This is a genomic window from Bifidobacterium miconis, from assembly GCF_019331735.1.
In the GTDB taxonomy this organism is placed as follows: domain Bacteria; phylum Actinomycetota; class Actinomycetes; order Actinomycetales; family Bifidobacteriaceae; genus Bifidobacterium; species Bifidobacterium miconis.
The window spans coordinates 1-17905 of sequence record NZ_JAHBBH010000033.1 but is presented as its reverse complement, the minus strand read 5'-3'; the positions used below and the strand labels follow the sequence as shown (position 1 = coordinate 17905).

At 63.2% G+C, this 17905-nt stretch carries 31 protein-coding genes; all 31 read left to right on the top strand.

Translation table 11 applies throughout. The annotated features are described in order from the left end of the window. Positions 1 to 30: 30 nt before the first annotated feature. Complete coding sequence (locus KIH79_RS10065; RefSeq protein ID WP_219059239.1) at positions 31 to 1089, top strand: YwiC-like family protein; 1059 nt, start codon at positions 31 to 33, stop codon at positions 1087 to 1089. 108 nt (positions 1090 to 1197) lie between these two features. Further along, a complete protein-coding gene (gene budA / locus KIH79_RS10060; RefSeq protein ID WP_338023148.1) occupies positions 1198 to 1965 on the top strand; it encodes an acetolactate decarboxylase in 768 nt (255 codons plus the stop codon). Positions 1966 to 2458: 493 nt separating this feature from the next. Further along, positions 2459 to 2767, top strand: coding sequence for a 30S ribosomal protein S10 (gene rpsJ / locus KIH79_RS10055; protein WP_003808013.1), 309 nt, complete (start codon positions 2459 to 2461; stop codon positions 2765 to 2767). A 17-nt stretch (positions 2768 to 2784) separates the two neighbouring features. After that, positions 2785 to 3432: a 50S ribosomal protein L3 gene (gene rplC, locus KIH79_RS10050; protein WP_033493904.1), complete on the top strand. Its 648-nt coding sequence runs from the start codon at positions 2785 to 2787 to the stop codon at positions 3430 to 3432. A gap of 14 nt (positions 3433 to 3446) precedes the next feature. Continuing rightward, positions 3447 to 4112, top strand: a complete 666-nt coding sequence (gene rplD / locus KIH79_RS10045) for a 50S ribosomal protein L4 (RefSeq protein ID WP_219059238.1) — start codon at positions 3447 to 3449, stop codon at positions 4110 to 4112. Positions 4113 to 4117: 5 nt separating this feature from the next. After that, on the top strand, positions 4118 to 4414 hold the full coding sequence (gene rplW / locus KIH79_RS10040; protein WP_219059237.1) for a 50S ribosomal protein L23: 297 nt from the start codon (positions 4118 to 4120) through the stop codon (positions 4412 to 4414). A 36-nt stretch (positions 4415 to 4450) separates the two neighbouring features. After that, complete coding sequence (gene rplB, locus KIH79_RS10035; RefSeq protein WP_219059236.1) at positions 4451 to 5281, top strand: 50S ribosomal protein L2; 831 nt, start codon at positions 4451 to 4453, stop codon at positions 5279 to 5281. 15 nt (positions 5282 to 5296) lie between these two features. Then, entirely contained in the window at positions 5297 to 5575 is a 279-nt protein-coding gene (rpsS, locus tag KIH79_RS10030) for a 30S ribosomal protein S19 (protein WP_003814508.1), read from the top strand. A gap of 17 nt (positions 5576 to 5592) precedes the next feature. Next, on the top strand, positions 5593 to 5952 hold the full coding sequence (gene rplV, locus KIH79_RS10025) for a 50S ribosomal protein L22 (protein WP_033493913.1): 360 nt from the start codon (positions 5593 to 5595) through the stop codon (positions 5950 to 5952). Between the two features lie 2 nt (positions 5953 to 5954). Continuing rightward, positions 5955 to 6767, top strand: a complete 813-nt coding sequence (rpsC, locus tag KIH79_RS10020) for a 30S ribosomal protein S3 (protein ID WP_033493915.1) — start codon at positions 5955 to 5957, stop codon at positions 6765 to 6767. Positions 6768 to 6771: 4 nt separating this feature from the next. Continuing rightward, positions 6772 to 7191 carry a 50S ribosomal protein L16 gene (gene rplP, locus KIH79_RS10015; protein WP_033493917.1) on the top strand — a complete coding sequence of 140 codons (420 nt, stop codon included), beginning with the start codon at positions 6772 to 6774 and terminating at the stop codon, positions 7189 to 7191. Next, positions 7191 to 7448 (top strand): 50S ribosomal protein L29, encoded by a 258-nt coding sequence (rpmC, locus tag KIH79_RS10010; protein WP_033493919.1) that lies wholly within the window; start codon positions 7191 to 7193, stop codon positions 7446 to 7448. Before rplP ends, rpmC begins: the two co-directional genes overlap by 1 nt. After that, positions 7448 to 7708 (top strand): 30S ribosomal protein S17, encoded by a 261-nt coding sequence (gene rpsQ / locus KIH79_RS10005; protein WP_033493921.1) that lies wholly within the window; start codon positions 7448 to 7450, stop codon positions 7706 to 7708. The genes rpmC and rpsQ overlap by 1 nt, the downstream gene beginning before the upstream one ends. A gap of 91 nt (positions 7709 to 7799) precedes the next feature. Beyond that, positions 7800 to 8168, top strand: coding sequence for a 50S ribosomal protein L14 (gene rplN, locus KIH79_RS10000; protein WP_219059235.1), 369 nt, complete (start codon positions 7800 to 7802; stop codon positions 8166 to 8168). Between the two features lies 1 nt (position 8169). After that, the gene (gene rplX, locus KIH79_RS09995; protein ID WP_219059234.1) at positions 8170 to 8505 is read left to right on the top strand and encodes a 50S ribosomal protein L24; all 336 of its coding nucleotides are present in this window, start codon (positions 8170 to 8172) and stop codon (positions 8503 to 8505) included. Beyond that, positions 8502 to 9074 (top strand): 50S ribosomal protein L5, encoded by a 573-nt coding sequence (gene rplE / locus KIH79_RS09990; RefSeq protein WP_219059233.1) that lies wholly within the window; start codon positions 8502 to 8504, stop codon positions 9072 to 9074. The genes rplX and rplE overlap by 4 nt, the downstream gene beginning before the upstream one ends. Before the next feature lies 1 nt (position 9075). Continuing rightward, positions 9076 to 9261 carry a type Z 30S ribosomal protein S14 gene (locus KIH79_RS09985; RefSeq protein WP_033493929.1) on the top strand — a complete coding sequence of 62 codons (186 nt, stop codon included), beginning with the start codon at positions 9076 to 9078 and terminating at the stop codon, positions 9259 to 9261. Between the two features lie 90 nt (positions 9262 to 9351). Then, on the top strand, positions 9352 to 9750 hold the full coding sequence (gene rpsH / locus KIH79_RS09980; protein ID WP_219059232.1) for a 30S ribosomal protein S8: 399 nt from the start codon (positions 9352 to 9354) through the stop codon (positions 9748 to 9750). 17 nt (positions 9751 to 9767) lie between these two features. Continuing rightward, the gene (gene rplF / locus KIH79_RS09975) at positions 9768 to 10307 is read left to right on the top strand and encodes a 50S ribosomal protein L6 (protein ID WP_033493932.1); all 540 of its coding nucleotides are present in this window, start codon (positions 9768 to 9770) and stop codon (positions 10305 to 10307) included. A 1-nt stretch (position 10308) separates the two neighbouring features. Next, on the top strand, positions 10309 to 10680 hold the full coding sequence (gene rplR / locus KIH79_RS09970; RefSeq protein WP_219059231.1) for a 50S ribosomal protein L18: 372 nt from the start codon (positions 10309 to 10311) through the stop codon (positions 10678 to 10680). Beyond that, positions 10677 to 11411 carry a 30S ribosomal protein S5 gene (gene rpsE, locus KIH79_RS09965; protein ID WP_035138392.1) on the top strand — a complete coding sequence of 245 codons (735 nt, stop codon included), beginning with the start codon at positions 10677 to 10679 and terminating at the stop codon, positions 11409 to 11411. Before rplR ends, rpsE begins: the two co-directional genes overlap by 4 nt. A 3-nt stretch (positions 11412 to 11414) precedes the next feature. After that, positions 11415 to 11597 carry a 50S ribosomal protein L30 gene (gene rpmD / locus KIH79_RS09960; protein ID WP_033493939.1) on the top strand — a complete coding sequence of 61 codons (183 nt, stop codon included), beginning with the start codon at positions 11415 to 11417 and terminating at the stop codon, positions 11595 to 11597. Between the two features lie 2 nt (positions 11598 to 11599). After that, positions 11600 to 12058, top strand: coding sequence for a 50S ribosomal protein L15 (gene rplO, locus KIH79_RS09955; protein WP_219059230.1), 459 nt, complete (start codon positions 11600 to 11602; stop codon positions 12056 to 12058). Between the two features lie 239 nt (positions 12059 to 12297). Further along, positions 12298 to 13632, top strand: a complete 1335-nt coding sequence (gene secY / locus KIH79_RS09950) for a preprotein translocase subunit SecY (protein WP_219059229.1) — start codon at positions 12298 to 12300, stop codon at positions 13630 to 13632. A 112-nt stretch (positions 13633 to 13744) separates the two neighbouring features. Then, on the top strand, positions 13745 to 14308 hold the full coding sequence (locus KIH79_RS09945; protein WP_219059228.1) for an adenylate kinase: 564 nt from the start codon (positions 13745 to 13747) through the stop codon (positions 14306 to 14308). A gap of 444 nt (positions 14309 to 14752) precedes the next feature. Then, positions 14753 to 14971, top strand: coding sequence for a translation initiation factor IF-1 (gene infA / locus KIH79_RS09940; protein WP_006295254.1), 219 nt, complete (start codon positions 14753 to 14755; stop codon positions 14969 to 14971). A 21-nt stretch (positions 14972 to 14992) separates the two neighbouring features. Further along, complete coding sequence (gene rpmJ / locus KIH79_RS09935; RefSeq protein WP_003814578.1) at positions 14993 to 15106, top strand: 50S ribosomal protein L36; 114 nt, start codon at positions 14993 to 14995, stop codon at positions 15104 to 15106. A 149-nt stretch (positions 15107 to 15255) separates the two neighbouring features. Beyond that, positions 15256 to 15633: a 30S ribosomal protein S13 gene (gene rpsM, locus KIH79_RS09930; RefSeq protein WP_033493947.1), complete on the top strand. Its 378-nt coding sequence runs from the start codon at positions 15256 to 15258 to the stop codon at positions 15631 to 15633. A 90-nt stretch (positions 15634 to 15723) separates the two neighbouring features. Then, positions 15724 to 16125, top strand: a complete 402-nt coding sequence (gene rpsK / locus KIH79_RS09925) for a 30S ribosomal protein S11 (RefSeq protein ID WP_033493949.1) — start codon at positions 15724 to 15726, stop codon at positions 16123 to 16125. An 84-nt stretch (positions 16126 to 16209) separates the two neighbouring features. Next, complete coding sequence (locus tag KIH79_RS09920; RefSeq protein ID WP_219059227.1) at positions 16210 to 17205, top strand: DNA-directed RNA polymerase subunit alpha; 996 nt, start codon at positions 16210 to 16212, stop codon at positions 17203 to 17205. A gap of 87 nt (positions 17206 to 17292) precedes the next feature. Continuing rightward, entirely contained in the window at positions 17293 to 17796 is a 504-nt protein-coding gene (gene rplQ, locus KIH79_RS09915; protein WP_219059226.1) for a 50S ribosomal protein L17, read from the top strand. The last annotated feature ends 109 nt before the right edge of the window (positions 17797 to 17905 follow it).

The window sequence follows — 17905 nt, the reverse complement described above, 5'->3', positions numbered from 1 at the left end:
GGAGCGGGAAGGATGCCTTACCGTGGGGGAATGTCGAAAACCGCAAGAACCACAACCTTCACGACCCGCAACGGCAGTCGCGGCACCAGTCGCAACGGCAGCTGCAACGGCGGATCGCGCCGCGGCGGATGCTCCGCGCGTTCGATCCTGCGCGACTGGATACCCGACCAGCCGGGCGCCTGGGTCATGGCCCTGCTGCCCGCGCTGTCCGGCGTGGCGATCGGCGGCGTCACCGTCAACACCGTCTGGATGCTGGTGGCGTGGGCGCTGTGCTATTGCGTCCAGTTCACGGCCGCCCGTTGGATCAAGTCCCGCTTCTCCCGCCGATACGCGAAACAGACCCTTATATATACGGTATTGCTGGCCACCGTCGGACTGCCGTTCCTGAGCGTCAATCCCGGAGTGCTGCGCTGGGCTCCGTACTTCGCCGTGCTGGCCGCTGTGTCGTTCGCGGCTGCCTATCTGCGCCGCGAGCGAAGCCTGTGGGGCAACGGGGCTGCGGTGCTCGCCTCGTCGTCCATGCCGACGGTCATCGCCTCGTTCGGCGATCCGGCCACACTGTCCGACGGCTGCACCGTGCCGACGGCGCTCGCGAACGGCCTGATTTCGCACGCCGACTGTGTGCGGTACGTCGAGCACGGCGCCGCGCTGTTTCGCGGACAGCTGCCGACGCCGGATACATGGTGGTCGACGTACGCGCTGCCGTCCGCCGGTCTCGCCGCATCGCTGCTGTTTGCGCTGACCCAGTTCGGTTCGGTGCTGTTCGTCAAGACGATGATCCGAGAGCGCGGCAATCGCCGGTACCTGCGCGCGTCGTGGGGCTGGCACGGGATGCTGCTGGCCCTGTGCGCCGGCGCGTGGCTGCTCGCCGATCCGTCCGGACGGCTGGCATGGCTGCGCGGCGGCTGGTCGGATCCGTCGTCGTTCGACTGGAAGGGCTGCATGATGACGGTTGTCGCCGCATGTCTGCTGCTGCGCGCGATCGTGCTGCCGATCGTCGCGAAGAACCGCCGTCTCAAGCCGATCGCCGTTGGCATGACCGAGCTGACGTCCAACCTGCTGGTGTTCGCCGCATCCGTCGCGTTCTGAGCCAGGCGATGCGGATGCCCGAGTCGTCGCGTCCTGTGACACGCGTCACGGTCGGCGTCGTGAGACGTTGGTTGAAGATGCGGCGGACGGGCTTTTATCGTACGTAGCGTGACAACATCGCGCGGATCCCAGATCAAACCCATCACCGAACATCATGCGAACCAGCTGTACCAGCACGGCACGCTCGCGCTGCTGGTGCCCGGCCTGCTGGAAGGCACGACGACGATCGGCGAACTGCTCACGCACGGCGACACCGGCATCGGCACGGGCGAGGGGCTCGACGGCGAGCTCATCATCCTCGACGGCGTGGCGTACAAGGTCGGATCCAGCGGCAAGGCGGAACGCGTGCCGGACGATTTCACGATGCCGTTCGCGAACGTGCATCACGCCGCGTTCCAGTACCAGTGCGAACGCGCGGACATCGGCCTTGAGGAGCTCAACAGGCGCATCGTGGAGGCGAACGGGCGCGCGAACACGTTCTTTTCAGTGATCGTGCGCGGCACGTTCAGCTTCATGAAGACCCGCGCGGTGATCAAGCAGCAGGCACCGTACCCGACGCTGGTGGAGGTCGCCGACCGGCAGGCGATGTTCCTGCGGCACGATGTGAAGGGCACGCTGCTGGGATACTTTTCGCCGGTCATGTTCCACGGGGCCGCGGTGGCCGGGTTTCACGAGCATTTTCTGTCCGACGACCGCACGTTCGGCGGGCACGTGCTCGATGCGGTGCTCGATCACGGCAAGATCTACAGTCAGGTGTTCGATACGCTGGTCCAGCACCTGCCGGTCGACGATCCCGAATACCGCAACCATGATTTCTCCCACGATCCGATCGCCGAGGCCATCACCGCCGCCGAAGGCGACAAGCACGACGACTGACGCGCGGAGCGCGGCTCGTCCGCGGCGCCGTGAAGCGAAGAGTCCGGTGGACTCTTCGTAGGCGACGCCGAGCGACGGCGGGAGCGAGGTGGAAAACAGGGTGAGGGTGTGGCGTGCGGAGCGCGACTCGTCCGCGGCGCCGTTATGCAAACAGTCCGGTGGACTGTTTGCAGGCGACGCCGAAGCGCGGCAGCGCTGAGGTAGATAAACGGTGTAAGGGCGTGCGCGCGGAGCGCGACACGCCCGAACTCCTTAAGGGTAGGCCTAGTGCTTTAATTAACAAGTTGCCTGATTTAGGGCTCGCAAATTGGAATCAAAAAAGCGAGCGCGGAGCGGGAAGTCACGCGAGTGAGGACTCGAATGCCGCGCACTGATGTGGTTTGACCACAGGGGACGCCTCGCAAGGGGTGTGTTCTGCTGCGGTCAGGTCCGCCGGTGCCCTTGGAAGCAGGCTGGTAAACAGTACACGAATCGCTAGAAAGGGCGGACGGCAATGGCGGGACAGAAAATCCGCATCAGGCTTAAGTCCTATGACCATGAGGTCATCGACCAATCGGCGAAGAAGATCGTCGAAACGGTGACGAACGCGGGCGCAACTGTGGTTGGCCCGGTTCCGCTCCCGACCGAGAAGAACGTCTTTGTTGTTATTCGTTCTCCTCACAAGTACAAGGATTCTCGCGAGCACTTCGAGATGCGCACTCATAAGCGCCTCATCGACATCGTGGACCCGACCCCCAAGGCCGTGGACTCCCTGATGCACATTGATCTGCCCGCGGATGTCAACATCGAGATCAAGCTGTAAGGGAGGAGGGAACCACTATGACTTCGCAGAGAGGTAGCCACAAGGCTCTGCTGGGCAAGAAGCTCGGCATGACTCAGGTCTGGGACGAGAACGGTTTCTTTGTCCCCGTCACCCTCGTTGACGTTTCCACCAACGTGGTGACCGCCGTCAAGTCCGATGAGACCGACGGTTACAAGGCTGTCCAGATCGGCTACGGCCAGATCGATCCCACCAAGGTGACCAAGCCGCTCGCCGGCCACTTCGCCAAGGCCGGCGTGACCCCGCGTCGCCACCTCGTCGAGGTGCGCACCGAGGACGCCGCCGAGTACGAGCCGGGTCAGGAGCTGTCCATCGACTTCTTCCCGGAGGGCTCTGAAGTCGACGTCACCGGCACCACCAAGGGCAAGGGCTTCGCCGGCACCATCAAGCGCTGGGGCTTCAAGTCCTACCGCCGTTCCCACGGCTCTCACAAGAACGAGCGTCGCCCCGGTTCTGTCGGCGCGTGCGCGACTCCGAGCCGTATCCTCAAGGGCAAGCGCATGGCCGGCCGCATGGGTCACGTGACCGCGACCGTCCAGGGCCTTACCGTCGTCTCCGCGGATGCCGAGAACAGCATCCTCGCCATCAAGGGCGCCGTTCCGGGCCCGAAGGGCAGCATCGTTCTCGTCCGCACGGCCGTGAAGTAAGGGGAGTCTGAATTATGGCAAACGTTACTCTGAACGTGTCCGACGCCCAGGGCCAGTCCGCCGGCACCGTCGAGGTTCCGGGCGAGATCTTCGGCCACACCGCCGAAGAGGTCCAGTCCCGCGTCCCGCTGATCCACCAGGTTGTCGTGGCTCAGCTCGCTGCCGCCCGTCAGGGCACCCACGCCACCAAGACCCGTGGCATGGTTTCCGGCGGCGGCAAGAAGCCGTGGAAGCAGAAGGGCACTGGTCGTGCCCGCCAGGGCTCCATCCGCGCCCCGCAGTGGTACCACGGCGGCACCGTGTTCGGTCCGCAGCCGCGCGACTACTCGCAGCGCACCCCGAAGAAGATGAAGGCCGCCGCCCTGCGCTACGTGCTTTCCGATCGCGCCAACGCCGGCCGCGTCGCCGTTGTGGACTTCGGCATCACCGATACCCCGTCCACCAAGACCGCCGTCGCCGCGCTGACCCCGATCACCGAGAACAAGTTCACCACGGTGGTGTTCTCCCGCGAAAACATCAACGAGTGGCTGTCGGTCCGCAACATCCCGACCGTGCACCCGATTTTCGCCGATCAGCTCAACACCTACGATGTGGTCACCGCTCAGTACGTCGTCTTCACGAAGGAGGGCCTCGACGCCTTCCTCGCCGGCAAGACCGAGCCGACCGCCAAGGAGGCCTGATTTAGATGGTCGCTATTCACAAGCCCGCACACGACGTCATTCTGAAGCCCGTCGTTTCCGAGAAGAGCTACGCCCTGTCCGACCGCGGCCAGTACACCTTCGTGGTGGCCCCGAACGCGAACAAGGTGCAGATCAAGCAGGCTATCGAAGAGATCTTCAAGGTGAAGGTGACGAACGTCAACACCCTCAACCGCGCCGGCAAGAAGCAGCGCACCCGTTACGGTTTCGGCCAGCGCGTCAACCAGAAGCGCGCGATCGTGACCGTCGCTGAGGGCCAGACGATCGACATCTTCGGCAACTGAAGGCTAGCCGAGAAAAGTTAAAGGAAGAACTATATTATGGCTATCCGCGTTTATAAGCCGACGACTGCTGGCCGCCGCAACGCGTCTGTGTCGGATTTCTCCGATCTTACGCGCTCCACGCCTGAGAAGTCGCTGGTTCGCAAGCTGACCAAGACCGGCGGTCGCAACTCCTACGGTCGCATGACCTCCCGCCACCGCGGTGGCGGCCACAAGCGCGCCTACCGTCTCATCGACTTCCGTCGCTGGGACAAGGACGGCGTTCCGGCCACCGTCGCTCACATCGAGTACGACCCGAACCGTTCCGCCCGCATCGCGCTGCTGCACTACGCCGACGGCGAGAAGCGCTACATCATCGCTCCGGAAGGCATCAAGCAGGGCGACCGCATTGAGACCGGCGAGAAGGCCGATATCAAGCCGGGCAACAACCTGCCGCTCAAGAACATCCCGACCGGTACCATCGTGCACGCGATCGAGCTCAAGCCGCTCGGCGGCGCGAAGATCGCGCGTTCCGCCGGTGCCGCTGTCCAGCTCGTCGCCAAGGATGGCGCCTACGCCCAGCTGCGTATGCCGTCCGGCGAAATCCGCAACGTGGACGCTCGCTGCCGCGCTACCGTCGGTGAGGTCGGCAACTCCGATCACGCCAACATCCAGCTCGGTAAGGCCGGTCGCGCCCGTTGGATCGGCAAGCGTCCGTGGACCCGTGGTGAGTCCATGAACCCGGTCGACCACCCGCACGGCGGTCGTACCCGCGGTGGCAAGCCGCCGGTTTCTCCGTGGGGCAAGGGCGAAGTTCGTACTCGCCGTCCGAAGAAGGCTTCGAACAAGATGATTGTTCGTCGTCGTCCGAATGGTAAGAACCGCAAGTAAGGGAGTGTCGAGTAGATGACTCGTAGCATCAAGAAGGGCCCCTTCGTCGACGCCCACCTGCAGAAGAAAGTCGACGAGCAGAACGAGAAGGGCACCAAGAACGTCATCAAGACGTGGTCCCGCCGTTCGATGATCACCCCTGATTTCATCGGACACACGTTCGCTGTTCATGATGGCCGCAAGCATGTCCCGGTGTTCGTCACCGAGGCCATGGTCGGTCACAAGCTCGGTGAGTTCGCCCCGACCAAGACCTTCAAGGGTCATGTGAAGGACGACAAGAAGGCCCGCCGCTAAAGGATAAGGAATAGAACATGGAAGCTAAAGCAATCGCTCGTCACGTCCGCGTGACGCCGCGCAAGGCTCGCCGCATGGTCGACCTCATCCGCGGCAAGCAGGCGACCGAAGCCGTCACCATCCTCAAGTTCGCTCCCCAGGACGCGTCCCTGCCGGTTCGCAAGGTCCTCGAGAGCGCCATCGCGAACGCCCGCGTGAAGGCCGACAAGGCCGGCGAGCCGTTCCGCGAGAACGACCTGGTCATCAAGGAGACCTACGTGGACGAGGGCGTTACGCTCAAGCGTTTCCGCGCTCGTGCTCAGGGCCGTGCCGCTCGTATCAACAAGCGCACCTCCCACATCACGGTCGTCGTTGCTACCAAGGAAGGAGCCCGCTAAAGATGGGTCAGAAGATCAATCCCTTTGGCTACCGTCTGGGCGTCACCGAGAGCCACCGTTCCAAGTGGTTCTCTGATTCCAACAAGCCCGGCGAGCGCTACAGCGACTTCGTCCTCGAAGACGACAAGATCCGCAAGGAAATGAACAAGGACCTCGAGCGTGCGGGCGTGTCCCGCATCGTCATCGAGCGTACCCGCGACCGCGTGCGCGTGGACATCCACACCGCTCGTCCGGGCATCGTGATCGGCCGCCGCGGCGCTGAGGCTGAGAAGGTTCGCGCCAAGCTCGAGAAGCTCACCGGCAAGCAGGTCCAGCTCAACATCTTCGAGGTCAAGAACGCCGCTCTGGACGCCCAGCTCGTCGCTCAGGGCATCGCCGAACAGCTGACCAACCGCGTGACCTTCCGTCGCGCGATGCGCAAGGCTCAGCAGGACGCGATGCGCGCCGGCGCCAAGGGTATCCGCATCAAGCTCTCCGGCCGTCTCGGCGGTGCGGAAATGAGCCGTTCCGAGTTCTACCGCGAGGGTCGCGTTCCGCTGCAGACCCTCCGCGCCCTGATCGATTACGGCTTCTTCGAGGCCAAGACCACCTACGGCCGCATCGGCGTCAAGGTGTGGATCTACAAGGGCGATATGACCGAGCGCGAGTTCGAAGAGCAGCAGGCTCAGCAGAACAACAGCCGTCCGGGCCGTCGTGGTGGCGATCGCCGCCCGCGCCGTGGCAACCGTGGTGCTGCCGCCCAGCAGCAGGCCGAGGCCCCGAAGGCCGAGACCGCCGCCGCTGAGGCCCCTGCCGCAACGGAAACGAAGGAGTGAACTGATGCTTATCCCGAAGAGGACTAAGTACCGCAAGCAGCATCGTCCGGTCCGCTCTGGCATGTCCAAGGGCGGCAACGAGATCGCCTTCGGCGATTACGGCATTCAGGCGCTGGCTCCGGCCTACGTCACCAACCGCCAGATCGAGGCGGCTCGTATCGCCATGACCCGTTACATCAAGCGTGGTGGCCGTGTGTGGATCACGATCTTCCCGGATCGCCCGCTGACCAAGAAGCCGCTGGGCACCCGAATGGGTTCCGGTAAGGGTACTCCGGAGTTCTGGATCGCCAACATTCGCCCCGGCCGCGTGATGTTCGAGATCGGTGGCGTCTCCGAGGATGTCGCTCGCGAGGCCCTGCGCCGCGCCATCGACAAGCTCCCGATGAAGTGCCGCGTTATTGCGCGTGAAGGTGGTGATATCTGATGGCAGTCGGTACCGCTGATTATGCAATCAAGAATCTGAACGAGAAGACCAACGAGGAGATCGAAGGTTTCCTCAAGAAGTCCAAGGAAGAGCTGTTCAACCTGCGCTTCCAGCACGCGACTGGTCAGCTCGAGAACACTGCCCGCCTCAAGGCGGTCAAGCACGACATCGCCAGGATGTACACCGTCCTGCGCGAGCGTGAGCTCGGCATCAGCCAGGCGCCCGAGGCATCCGATACGAAAGCTGAGGAGAAGTAATGGCTGAAGAGCGTAACTTCCGCAAGGTTCGTCGCGGTTACGTCGTGTCCGAGGCTATGGACAAGACGATCACCGTCGAGCTCGAGCAGCGTTCGACCCACCCGCTGTACGGCAAGGTCGTTCGTTCCACCAAGAAGGTCAAGGCCCATGATGAACACAACGACGCGCACGTTGGCGACCTCGTGAGTATTATGGAGACTCGGCCCCTGAGCAAGACCAAGCGTTGGCGTCTCGAGAGCATTATCGAGCGCGCCAAGTAACAAGTTCGGCTAGGCTCCGCGAGTCACCCCGCCCATGCTCGTACAGGTGGGCGGGGTGCTTGGGGAGAACCAGCTCGGCTAAGGAGAATCAATGATTCAGCAGGAAACGCGGCTTCATGTCGCCGACAACACGGGTGCGAAGGAACTCCTCTGCATCCGAGTGCTCGGCGGATCGAAGCGACGCTATGCCGGCCTCGGCGACGTGATCGTCGCCTCCGTCAAGGATGCGATCCCTGGCGGGTCGGTCAAGAAGGGCGATGTGGTCAAGGCCGTTGTCGTCCGCACCGTCAAGGAGAACCGTCGCGTGGACGGCTCCTACATCAAGTTCGACGAGAACGCCGCCGTTATTCTCGGCTCCGGCCGTGAACCGAAGGGCACTCGTATCTTCGGACCGATCGCTCGTGAGCTGCGCGACAAGCGCTTCATGCGCATCGTGTCCCTCGCCCCGGAGGTGATCTGACATGGCAGCCAAGATTAAGAGCGGCGACCTGGTCAAGGTCATCCGCGGCAAGGACAAGGGCAAGGAAGGCAAGGTCACCCGCGTGCTGGCCGACGATCGCCTGATCGTCGAGGGCGTGCAGATCGTCAAGAAGCACGTTCGCGCCACGCAGCAGGGCCAGCAGGCCGGCATCGTCTCCGTCGAGGCCCCGATCCATCGCTCCAACGTGATGGTCATCGACCCGGAGACCAAGAAGCCGACCCGCGTCGGCATTGTGGTGAAGGAAGAGGCTCGTGACGGCAAGGTGAAGACCGTGCGCGTGCGCGTCGCCAAGAAGTCCGGAAAGGAGCTGGCATGACCGATGCTACCGTCGAAGCGCCGGCAACTCCGCGCTTGAAGCAGCAGTACAAGGACGTCATCATCCCCGAGCTCGAGAAGGAGTTCAACTACTCCAACCCGATGCAGGTGGCCCGCGTCGAGAAGGTCGTCGTCTCCATGGGCGTCGGCGCCGCCGCGCGTGACTCCAAGCTCATCGAAGGCGCCGTCAAGGATCTCACGCTGATCACCGGCCAGAAGCCGAAGATCACGAAGGCCAAGAAGTCCGTCGCGCAGTTCCACCTGCGTGAAGGCCAGGCCATCGGCGCGTACGTCACCCTGCGTGGCGACCGCATGTGGGAGTTCCTCGATCGTCTGCTGACCCTCGCCCTGCCCCGTATCCGCGATTTCCGCGGCATCAACGGCAAGCAGTTCGACGGCCAGGGCAACTACAACTTTGGTCTCACCGAGCAGTCCATGTTCCACGAGATCGATCCGGATTCGATCGATCACCAGCGCGGTATGGACATCACCGTGGTGACCTCCACCAAGGACGACAAGGAAGCTTCCGTGCTCCTCAAGCACCTCGGCTTCCCCTTCAAGGAGAACTGATATGGCAAAAACCGCTCTGAAGAACAAGGCGGCCGGCAAGCCGAAGTTCAAGGTTCGCGCCTACACGCGCTGCCAGGTTTGTGGTCGTCCCCACTCCGTCTACCGCAAGTTCGGCCTGTGCCGTGTCTGCCTTCGCGAGAAGGCGCACCGCGGCGAGCTGCCCGGCGTTACGAAGTCCAGTTGGTAAACATCGACGCTGAAGGTCCGCGGCCCGATCGCCTGCGCATGCAGGCGTGAGGGCGGCGGAAACCATAGCGAGAAAGGGCAACAAGCCCAAATGACAATGACAGATCCTATCGCAGACATGCTTACCCGTCTGCGTAACGCGAGCGCGGCTAAGCACGAAACCGTGGATATGCCGTACTCCAAGTTCAAGAAGAACATCGCCGAGATCCTGAAGCGCGAAGGCTACATCAAGGACTTCGTCGCCAAGGACGCCAAGGTCGGCCAGACTCTTGAGGTCACCCTCAAGTACGGCCCGAACGGCGAGCGTTCCATCCAGGGCATCAAGCGCATTTCCAAGCCGGGCCTGCGTCGCTACGCGAAGTCCGACGCCCTGCCGATGCCGCTCGGCGGCCTCGGCATCGCCATCATCTCGACTTCCTCGGGACTGATGACCCAGAAGGAATGCCTCGACCGTGGCATCGGCGGCGAGATCGTCGCCTACGTGTGGTGAGAAAGGAGAGCTGACACATGGCATCGCATATTGGTAAGCTCCCCGTCGCCATCCCGGCCGGCGTGGAAGTCACGATCGACGGCCAGACCGTGGCCGCCAAGGGCCCGAAGGGCACCGACTCCTTCGTCATGCCGGAGGGCATCTCCGCCGTCGTCGAGAACAACGAGGTTGTTCTCACCCCGGCCGATGACCTGCGTCCGACCCGCGCGAAGCACGGCCTGAGCCGCGCTCTCGTCGCCAGCATCGTCAAGGGCGTGCACGAAGGCTACGCCAAGACCCTGCAGATCGTCGGCACCGGTTACCGCGCCACCCTCAAGGGCAAGAGCATCGAGTTCGCGCTCGGCTACTCCCACACCATCACCGTCAACCCGCCGGAAGGCATCGAGTTCGAGGTTCCGAACGCGAACACGGTGATCGTCAAGGGCACCGACAAGCAGGCCGTCGGCCAGGCTGCGGCTAACATCCGCAAGCTGCGTGCTCCGGAACCCTACAAGGGCAAGGGCATCAAGTACGCTGACGAGCATATCCTGCGCAAGGCTGGAAAGGCTGGTAAGTGATATGAGCGTTCAGATTCTCGGTAAGGGCAAGAAGGTCTCGCTCAAGCGTCGTCACGCTCGCATCCGCAAGCGCATCTCCGGCACCCCGGAAATGCCGCGTCTCGTTGTCTCCCGCTCCAACCGTCACATGGTCGCGCAGATCGTTGACGACACGAAGGGTATCACCCTCGTGTCCGCCTCGACCCTGACCGCCGACTTCGCCGGTTTCGAGGGCACCAAGGTCGAGGCCGCCAAGAAGGTCGGCGAGCTGGTGGCCGAGAAGGCCAAGGCTGCGGGCATCGAGGCCGTCGTCTTCGACCGTGGTGGCAACAAGTACACTGGTCGCGTCGCAGCTGTCGCTGAGGGCGCCCGCGAGGGAGGTCTGGCACTGTGAGCGACGAAACTCAGAAGGAAACCCAAGTGGCTGAAGAAACTCAGAACACTGAGGCGGCTGAGACCAACAACAACGAGGACCGCAAGTCCCGTCGTGGCCAGCGCGGCGAAGGCCGTCGCGGCGAGCGTCGCAACCGTCGCGAAGAGAAGCAGGGCGATGAGCTGCTCGACCGCGTGGTGACCATCAACCGTGTCTCCAAGACCCACAAGGGTGGTCGTACGTTCAGCTTCGCCGCCCTCGTGGTGGTCGGTGACGGCAACGGCACCGTCGGCGTCGGCTACGGCAAGTCCCGTGAGGTTCCTGCCGCCATCGCCAAGGGCCAGCTGGATGCCAAGAAGCACATGTTCACCGTTCCGCGCGTCCGCGGCACCGTCACCCACCCGGTGATCGGCCACGACGCCGCCGGCACCGTGCTCCTGCGCCCGGCCGCCCCCGGTACCGGCGTTATCGCTGGTGGCCCGGTCCGCGCCGTCATGGAGTGCGCCGGCATCACCGACATCCTGACCAAGTCGATGGGCTCTGCCACCGCCGTGAACATGGTTCGCGCCACCGTGGCCGCCCTCAAGCAGCTCGAGGATCCGGAAGAGATCGCGGCCCGCCGTGGTCTCGCCCTCAACGAGGTCGCTCCGGACGCTCTCCTGCGCGCTCGCGCCGCCGGCATCGACGAGGCCCGCAAGGCCCGCGAGGAAGCCGCCGCAGCCGCTCAGGCCCAGCAGAAGGATGGTGAGTGATAGATGGCTAACCTGAAGATCACCCTGCATCACGGTCTTGTTAACCGCACGCCCAAGCAGCGCGCCACCGCTCAGACCCTCGGTCTGCGCAAGATCGGCCAGAGCGTTGTCCTCGAGGACAACAAGAGCACTCGTGGCATGATCCTGACGGTGCGCCACCTGGTCACCGTCGAGGAGGTCGACTGATTATGGCTGAAGAAGAAACCACTATCCTGCAGATGCACGATCTGCGTCCGGCTCCGGGCGCCAAGAAGGATCGCATCCGCGTCGGCCGCGGTGAAGGCTCCAAGGGTAAGACCTCGGGCCGTGGCGACAAGGGCACCAAGAAGCGCTACCAGGTTCGCCCGGGCTTCGAAGGTGGCCAGCTGCCGCTGTACATGCGCCTGCCGAAGCTCCGCGGCTTCAAGAGCCCCTTCAAGAAGGAGTTCCAGGTCGTGAACGTGGCCGCTCTCGGCGAGCTGTTCCCGAACGGTGGCGAAGTCACCGTCGCGGATCTGGTTGCCAAGGGTGCCGTTCGCGCCAACCAGCCCGTCAAGGTCCTCGGCGACGGCGAACTGACCGTTGCCCTGACCATCAAGGGCGTCAAGGCCTCCGCCTCGGCCAAGGCCAAGATCGAGGCCGCCGGCGGTTCCGTTTCCGAGGAGTAGTCCTTACCCGTTAGGGAACAACCGCAGTGCGATACGATAAACGACCCTCGACCGCTTATGCGGCGAGGGTCGTTTCGTATTCGGCGACGGGAAAATACGCGAATCGCGACCAATACGCGACCAATAATGGACAGCGGGGCCTCCGGTATGGGGTGGAGGTAGACGCTGTACGCTAGACTCGACGACTAGAGTCTGTCCGGATGGGTGCGCATGGGGCGCACACAAGGAAAGGAACCCAGGTGAGGACGTTAATCCAGGCCTTCCGTACCAAGGAGCTGAGGAACAAAATCCTGTTTGTTCTCGGCATGATCATCATTTATCGCATCGGCTCGTTCATTCCGACCCCGGGTGTCAAGTACTCGGTCGTTCAGGAGTGCGTCGGCAAGATGCAGACCGCTTCCGAAAACTTCATCGGCCTGGTGAACCTGTTCTCCGGCGGCGCCATGCTCCAGCTGTCGATCTTCGCGCTGGGCGTCATGCCGTACATCACCGCGTCCATCGTCGTGCAGCTGCTGCGCGTCGTCATCCCGCGCTTCGAGGCGCTGCACAAGGAAGGCCAGTCCGGCGAGGCCAAGCTGACCCAGTACACCCGTTACCTGACCATCGGCCTCGCGGTGCTGCAGTCCACCACGATCCTCGTGACCACCCGTTCCGGCGCGCTGTTCAACTACCAGTGCTCCCAGGTCATTCCGGACGGCTCCGTGTGGAACCTCGTCGTCATGGTGCTCATCATGACCGGCGGCACCGGCCTGATCATGTGGATGGCCGAGCTCATCACCGACAAGGGCATCGGCCAGGGCATGTCCATCCTTATCTTCATGTCCATCTGCTCCAGCTTCCTGCCGCAGCTGTGGGAGATCGGCTGGGGCACCAACGGCACCGACGGCGAGTGGTGGAAGTTCGGCGTGGTCGCCGGCGTCCTGCTCGTCATCCTGATCTTCGTCGACTTCGTCGAACTGTGCCAGCGCCGCATCCCGGTCCAGTACACGCGCCGCATGATCGGCCGCAAGATGTACGGCGGTTCGTCCACCTACCTGCCGCTCAAGATCAACATGTCCGGCGTCATCCCGCCGATCTTCGCATCCTCGATCCTCGCGATCCCGACGCTCATCGCGCAGTTCGGCAACTCCGACCAGAGCTGGGTCAAGTGGATCAACTCCAACCTCGCGAACACCACGTCCGTGTGGTACATCGTGCTGTACGCGCTCATGATCGTCTTCTTCTGCTTCTTCTACACGGAGATCACGTTCAACCCGGACGAGACCGCCGACAACATGAAGCAGTACGGCGGCTTCATCCCGGGCATCCGCGCCGGCAGCGCCACCAGCCGCTACCTGAGCTACGTGATGAACCGCCTGAACACCGTCGGCGCCGTCTACCTGCTGTTCGTGGCGCTCATCCCGACCGTGCTCATCATGGCGCTCGAGCTGAACACCAAGCTGCCGTTTGGCGGCACCACGATCCTGATCATCGCGGGCGTCGGCCTTGACACGCTGCGTCAGGCCAAGGCCCAGACCGAGCAGTTCCAGTACACCGGCTTCCTGCTCGAGAACGTGGATCACAAGGAAGCGTGACGCTCGCTCGGCAAGCGTCACGCGCGAGGAGGCAAAACAGTCCAGTGGACTGTTTTGCCGCCGGAGCCATCCTTTTTCCAAACACCCAACACATCAGCAAAGGAACCAAGACATGCGTCTTCTCATCATGGGCCCGCAGGGCGTCGGCAAGGGCACCCAGGCCGCGCTGCTCGCCGAGCACTTCGGCATCCCGGCCATCTCGACCGGCGACATCTTCCGCTACAACATCAAGAACAAAACCGAGCTCGGCCTTGAGGCGCTCAAGTACACCGACAAGGGCGAGCTGGTCCCGGACGAGCTGACCAACAAGATCGTCAAGGACCGTCTGGCAATGGACGACGCCAAGAACGGCTGGATCCTCGACGGCTATCCGCGCAACGCCGCTCAGGTCGAGGCGCTCGACCAGATGCTCGAAGAGCTCGGCACCCCGCTTGACAAGGTCGTCGCCCTTGACGCCGACCACGACGTGCTCATGGAGCGCATCGCCAAGCGCGCCAAGGAGCAGGGCCGTTCCGACGACACCCCGGAGGCCATCGCCAAGCGCCTCGCCACCTACGCGAAGGAGACCGCCCCGCTGCTCGACATCTATCAGCAGCGCGGCCAGCTCGTCGCCATCGACGGCGTCGGCGAGATCGACACGATTCAGGCGAACATCGTCAAGGCGCTGGAGGCCTGAGTCTCCTTTCCTTGGCCCCCTCGGCTGAGGGCCGAGCCGTGAAGCAAACGCCGGAGGCGTTTGTAGGCGAGGTGCGAGCGACAGCGAGCCAGCAGAGCGCGGCCGCAGGCCGTCCGCAATTGCAGGACGCTGTCAGCGAAGCTGACTGGGGGAGCGTCAGACGGGTGGACGTCTGGATATGGTAATGGGCAGCTTTGCGGCTGCCCATTGTTGTATGTGGGGCGAGGGGGCGTTGTTGATGTGGTGGGACTTGGAATAAGGATGGCTCCGTCGGCAAACAGTCCACTGGACTGTTTGCCTCCTCGCGCGGTCGCCTGCTGAGCGGGCGACCGCTGCCGAGCGCGCGGCGGCGTGTCGTAATCCCGGCGTTCGTGTATATTATTCCGTTGGTGTGCCTTCGGGCACGTCAACGGTAATTGTCCCAAGGAACGGATCACGAGGCTCATGGCAAAAGACGGTGTGATTGAAGTCGAAGGTCAGGTAGTGGAAGCGCTGCCGAACGCGATGTTTCGCGTCCAGCTCGAGAACAAGCACATCGTGCTCGCCACGATTTCCGGCAAGATGCGTAAGAACTACATCCGCATTCTGCCGCAGGATCGCGTGGTGCTTGAAATGAGCCCGTACGATCTGAACCGCGGACGTATTACGTACCGCTACAAGTAAAGGTACAAGCAAAGGAAAACCATGAAGGTCAGCCCTAGTGTCAAGCGAATCTGCGAAAACTGCCGCGTGATTCGTCGTCACGGCCGCGTCATGGTGATCTGCACGAACCCGCGCCACAAGCAGCGTCAGGGCTGAGAGCAGATTCCAGCGGCACAAATGGAATACAGGCGCTGAGTCACAGGCGAGGTTCTCCCGAGAGCCACGTCTGAACCCCGGGTACGCAGGCCCGGGCCGGGAAACCGGACGACTCGGTGCACGACCTGCGGAACACAGAAGGAATCGCAATGGCACGTCTTGCCGGAGTCGACATCCCCAATGAGAAGCGCATCGAGATCGCCCTCACCTACATCTTCGGTGTGGGTCGCACTCGTGCGAAGGAAACGCTTGCCGCGACCGGTATCAACCCGGATATCCGCGTCAAGGATCTGACGGATGAGCAGCTGATCACGCTGCGTGACTATCTCGAGGCCAACTACAAGATCGAGGGCGATCTGCGTCGTGAAATCGATGCGGACATCCGCCGCAAGATCCAGATCAACTGCTATCAGGGCATCCGCCATCGTCGCGGCCTGCCGGTGCGCGGTCAGCGCACCAAGACCAACGCCCGTACCCGCAAGGGCCCGAAGCGCACGGTTGCCGGAAAGAAGAAGGCCACCAAGTAATAGGGTGGCTTGACCCGGGCCACGGGAGCAATCCGCACGGATCCCATCGTCCGGGCTATCAACAAAGTTCGTACTAGGAAACGAGGATCAATGGCAGCTGCAAAGCAAGCCGCTCGTAAGCCTGTCCGTCGCCGCGACCGCAAGTCGATCCCGGTGGGTCAGGCTCACATCAAGTCCACTTTCAACAACACGATCATTTCGATCACCGACCCGTCCGGCGCTGTCGTGTCCTGGGCGTCCGGTGGCGATGTCGGTTTCAAGGGCTCCCGCAAGTCCACGCCGTACGCCGCTGGCATGGCCGCTGAGTCCGCCGCCCGCAAGGCGATGGAGCACGGTCTGAAGAAGGTCGACGTGTTCGTCAAGGGCCCGGGTTCCGGTCGTGAAACCGCCATCCGCTCCCTGCAGTCCGCTGGTCTCGAGGTCGGCTCCATCACCGACGTCACCCCGCAGGCTCACAACGGCGTTCGTCCTCCGAAGCGCCGCCGCGTCTGATTCCAGTCAGGCGAAGCAACCAATCCAAAGTCGCTTGCTCGGTCGGTGAGTGCACCACCGACCAGAAGCTGAAAGGATAACATAGTGCTTATCGCACAGCGTCCGACACTGACTGAGGAAGTCATCAACCCGCAGCGCTCCCGTTTCACGATCGAGCCTCTTGAGCCTGGTTTCGGCTATACGCTGGGCAACTCCCTGCGCCGCACGCTCCTGAGCTCGATCCCGGGTGCAGCCGTGACCTCGGTGCGCATCTCCGGTGCCCTGCATGAGTTCACCACTCTGCCGGGCGTCGTGGAGGACGTCACCGAGATCCTGCTCAACATCAAGGGCATCGTGCTCACCAGCGAGTACGATGAGCCGGTCGTCATGTATCTGCGCAAGAGCGGCGAAGGAGAAGCGGTCGCGGGTGACATCACCCCGCCCGCCGGCGTGACCATCGCCAACCCGGATCTGCACATCGCGACCCTGGCCGAGGACGGCGAACTCGAGATCGAGTTCACGGTCGAACGCGGCCGCGGCTACGTCACCGCGCAGATGAACAAGCAGGATAACGGCGAGATCGGCCGTATCCCGGTTGATTCGATCTACTCCCCGGTGCTCAAGGTGAGCTACAAGGTCGAGGCCACCCGTGTGGAACAGCGCACGGACTTCGACAAGCTCATCCTGGACGTGGAGACCAAGCCCGCCATTTCGCCGCGTGACGCGGTGGCTTCCGCCGGTTCGACCCTCGTGGAGCTCTTCGGCCTGTGCCGCGAGCTCAACACGCAGGCCGAAGGCGTCGAGGTTGGCCCGGCGCCCGTCGCCGAGGAATCCAACCCCGAAATGGCCGTGCCGATCGAGGATCTCAACCTCACGCAGCGCAGCTACAACTGCCTCAAGCGCGAGGGCATCCACACCATCGGCGAGCTGGTCAACCACACCGAGCAGGACCTGCTCGACATCCGCAATTTCGGTATGAAGTCGATCGACGAGGTCAAGGAGAAGCTGCAGGCCCTGGGTCTGTCGCTCAAGGCCTCCCCGCTGGGCTTCGACACCACCAATCTCGAAGGCGGCACCTTCTACTCGCCCGAAGACGAGTGATCGCCGTTTTTTGACCAACCGCTTGGCCGGGCCCGGACGTTCGGGCCGATGCCCACCTGAGCCCGGCAAAGCAATCAAGGAGTTAACATGCCTACACCCAAGAAGGGTCCGCGCCTGGCGTCCAGCCCGGCTCACGAGCGCCTGATGCTCGCGAACATGGCCACCAGCCTGTTCCAGAACGGCCGCATCGTCACCACGCTGCCGAAGGCCAAGCGCCTTCGTCCGCTGGCCGAGCGCCTGATCACCTTCGCGAAGCGCGGTGATCTGCACTCCCGCCGTCGCGTGATGCGCGTCATCCGTAACAAGTCCGTCGTGCACGTGCTGTTCACGCAGATTGCCGAGCAGATGGAGCAGCGCGAGGGCGGCTACACCCGTATCGTGAAGATCGCCCCGCGCAAGGGCGATTCCGCTCCTGCCGCGATCATCGAGCTCGTCACCGAGCCGGTCGCCAAGAAGGCCGTCGTGAAGGAAGCCGAAGCCGCGACCAAGGTCGCCGAGGAGACCGCTCCGGTCGCCGAAGCCACCGAGGCTCCGGCCGAGACCGCTGCCCCGGCTGAGACCGAGGCCGCTCCGGCCGAGAACGCCGAGTGAGCGTAGCGTTCCGCTAGACACGATCCAAGGGGTCGGGAATCCGCAAGGGTTCCCGACCCCTTGTGCTATCCGGACCGAGGCCGGAGGACCAAGATTGGTCGGGCGGTTT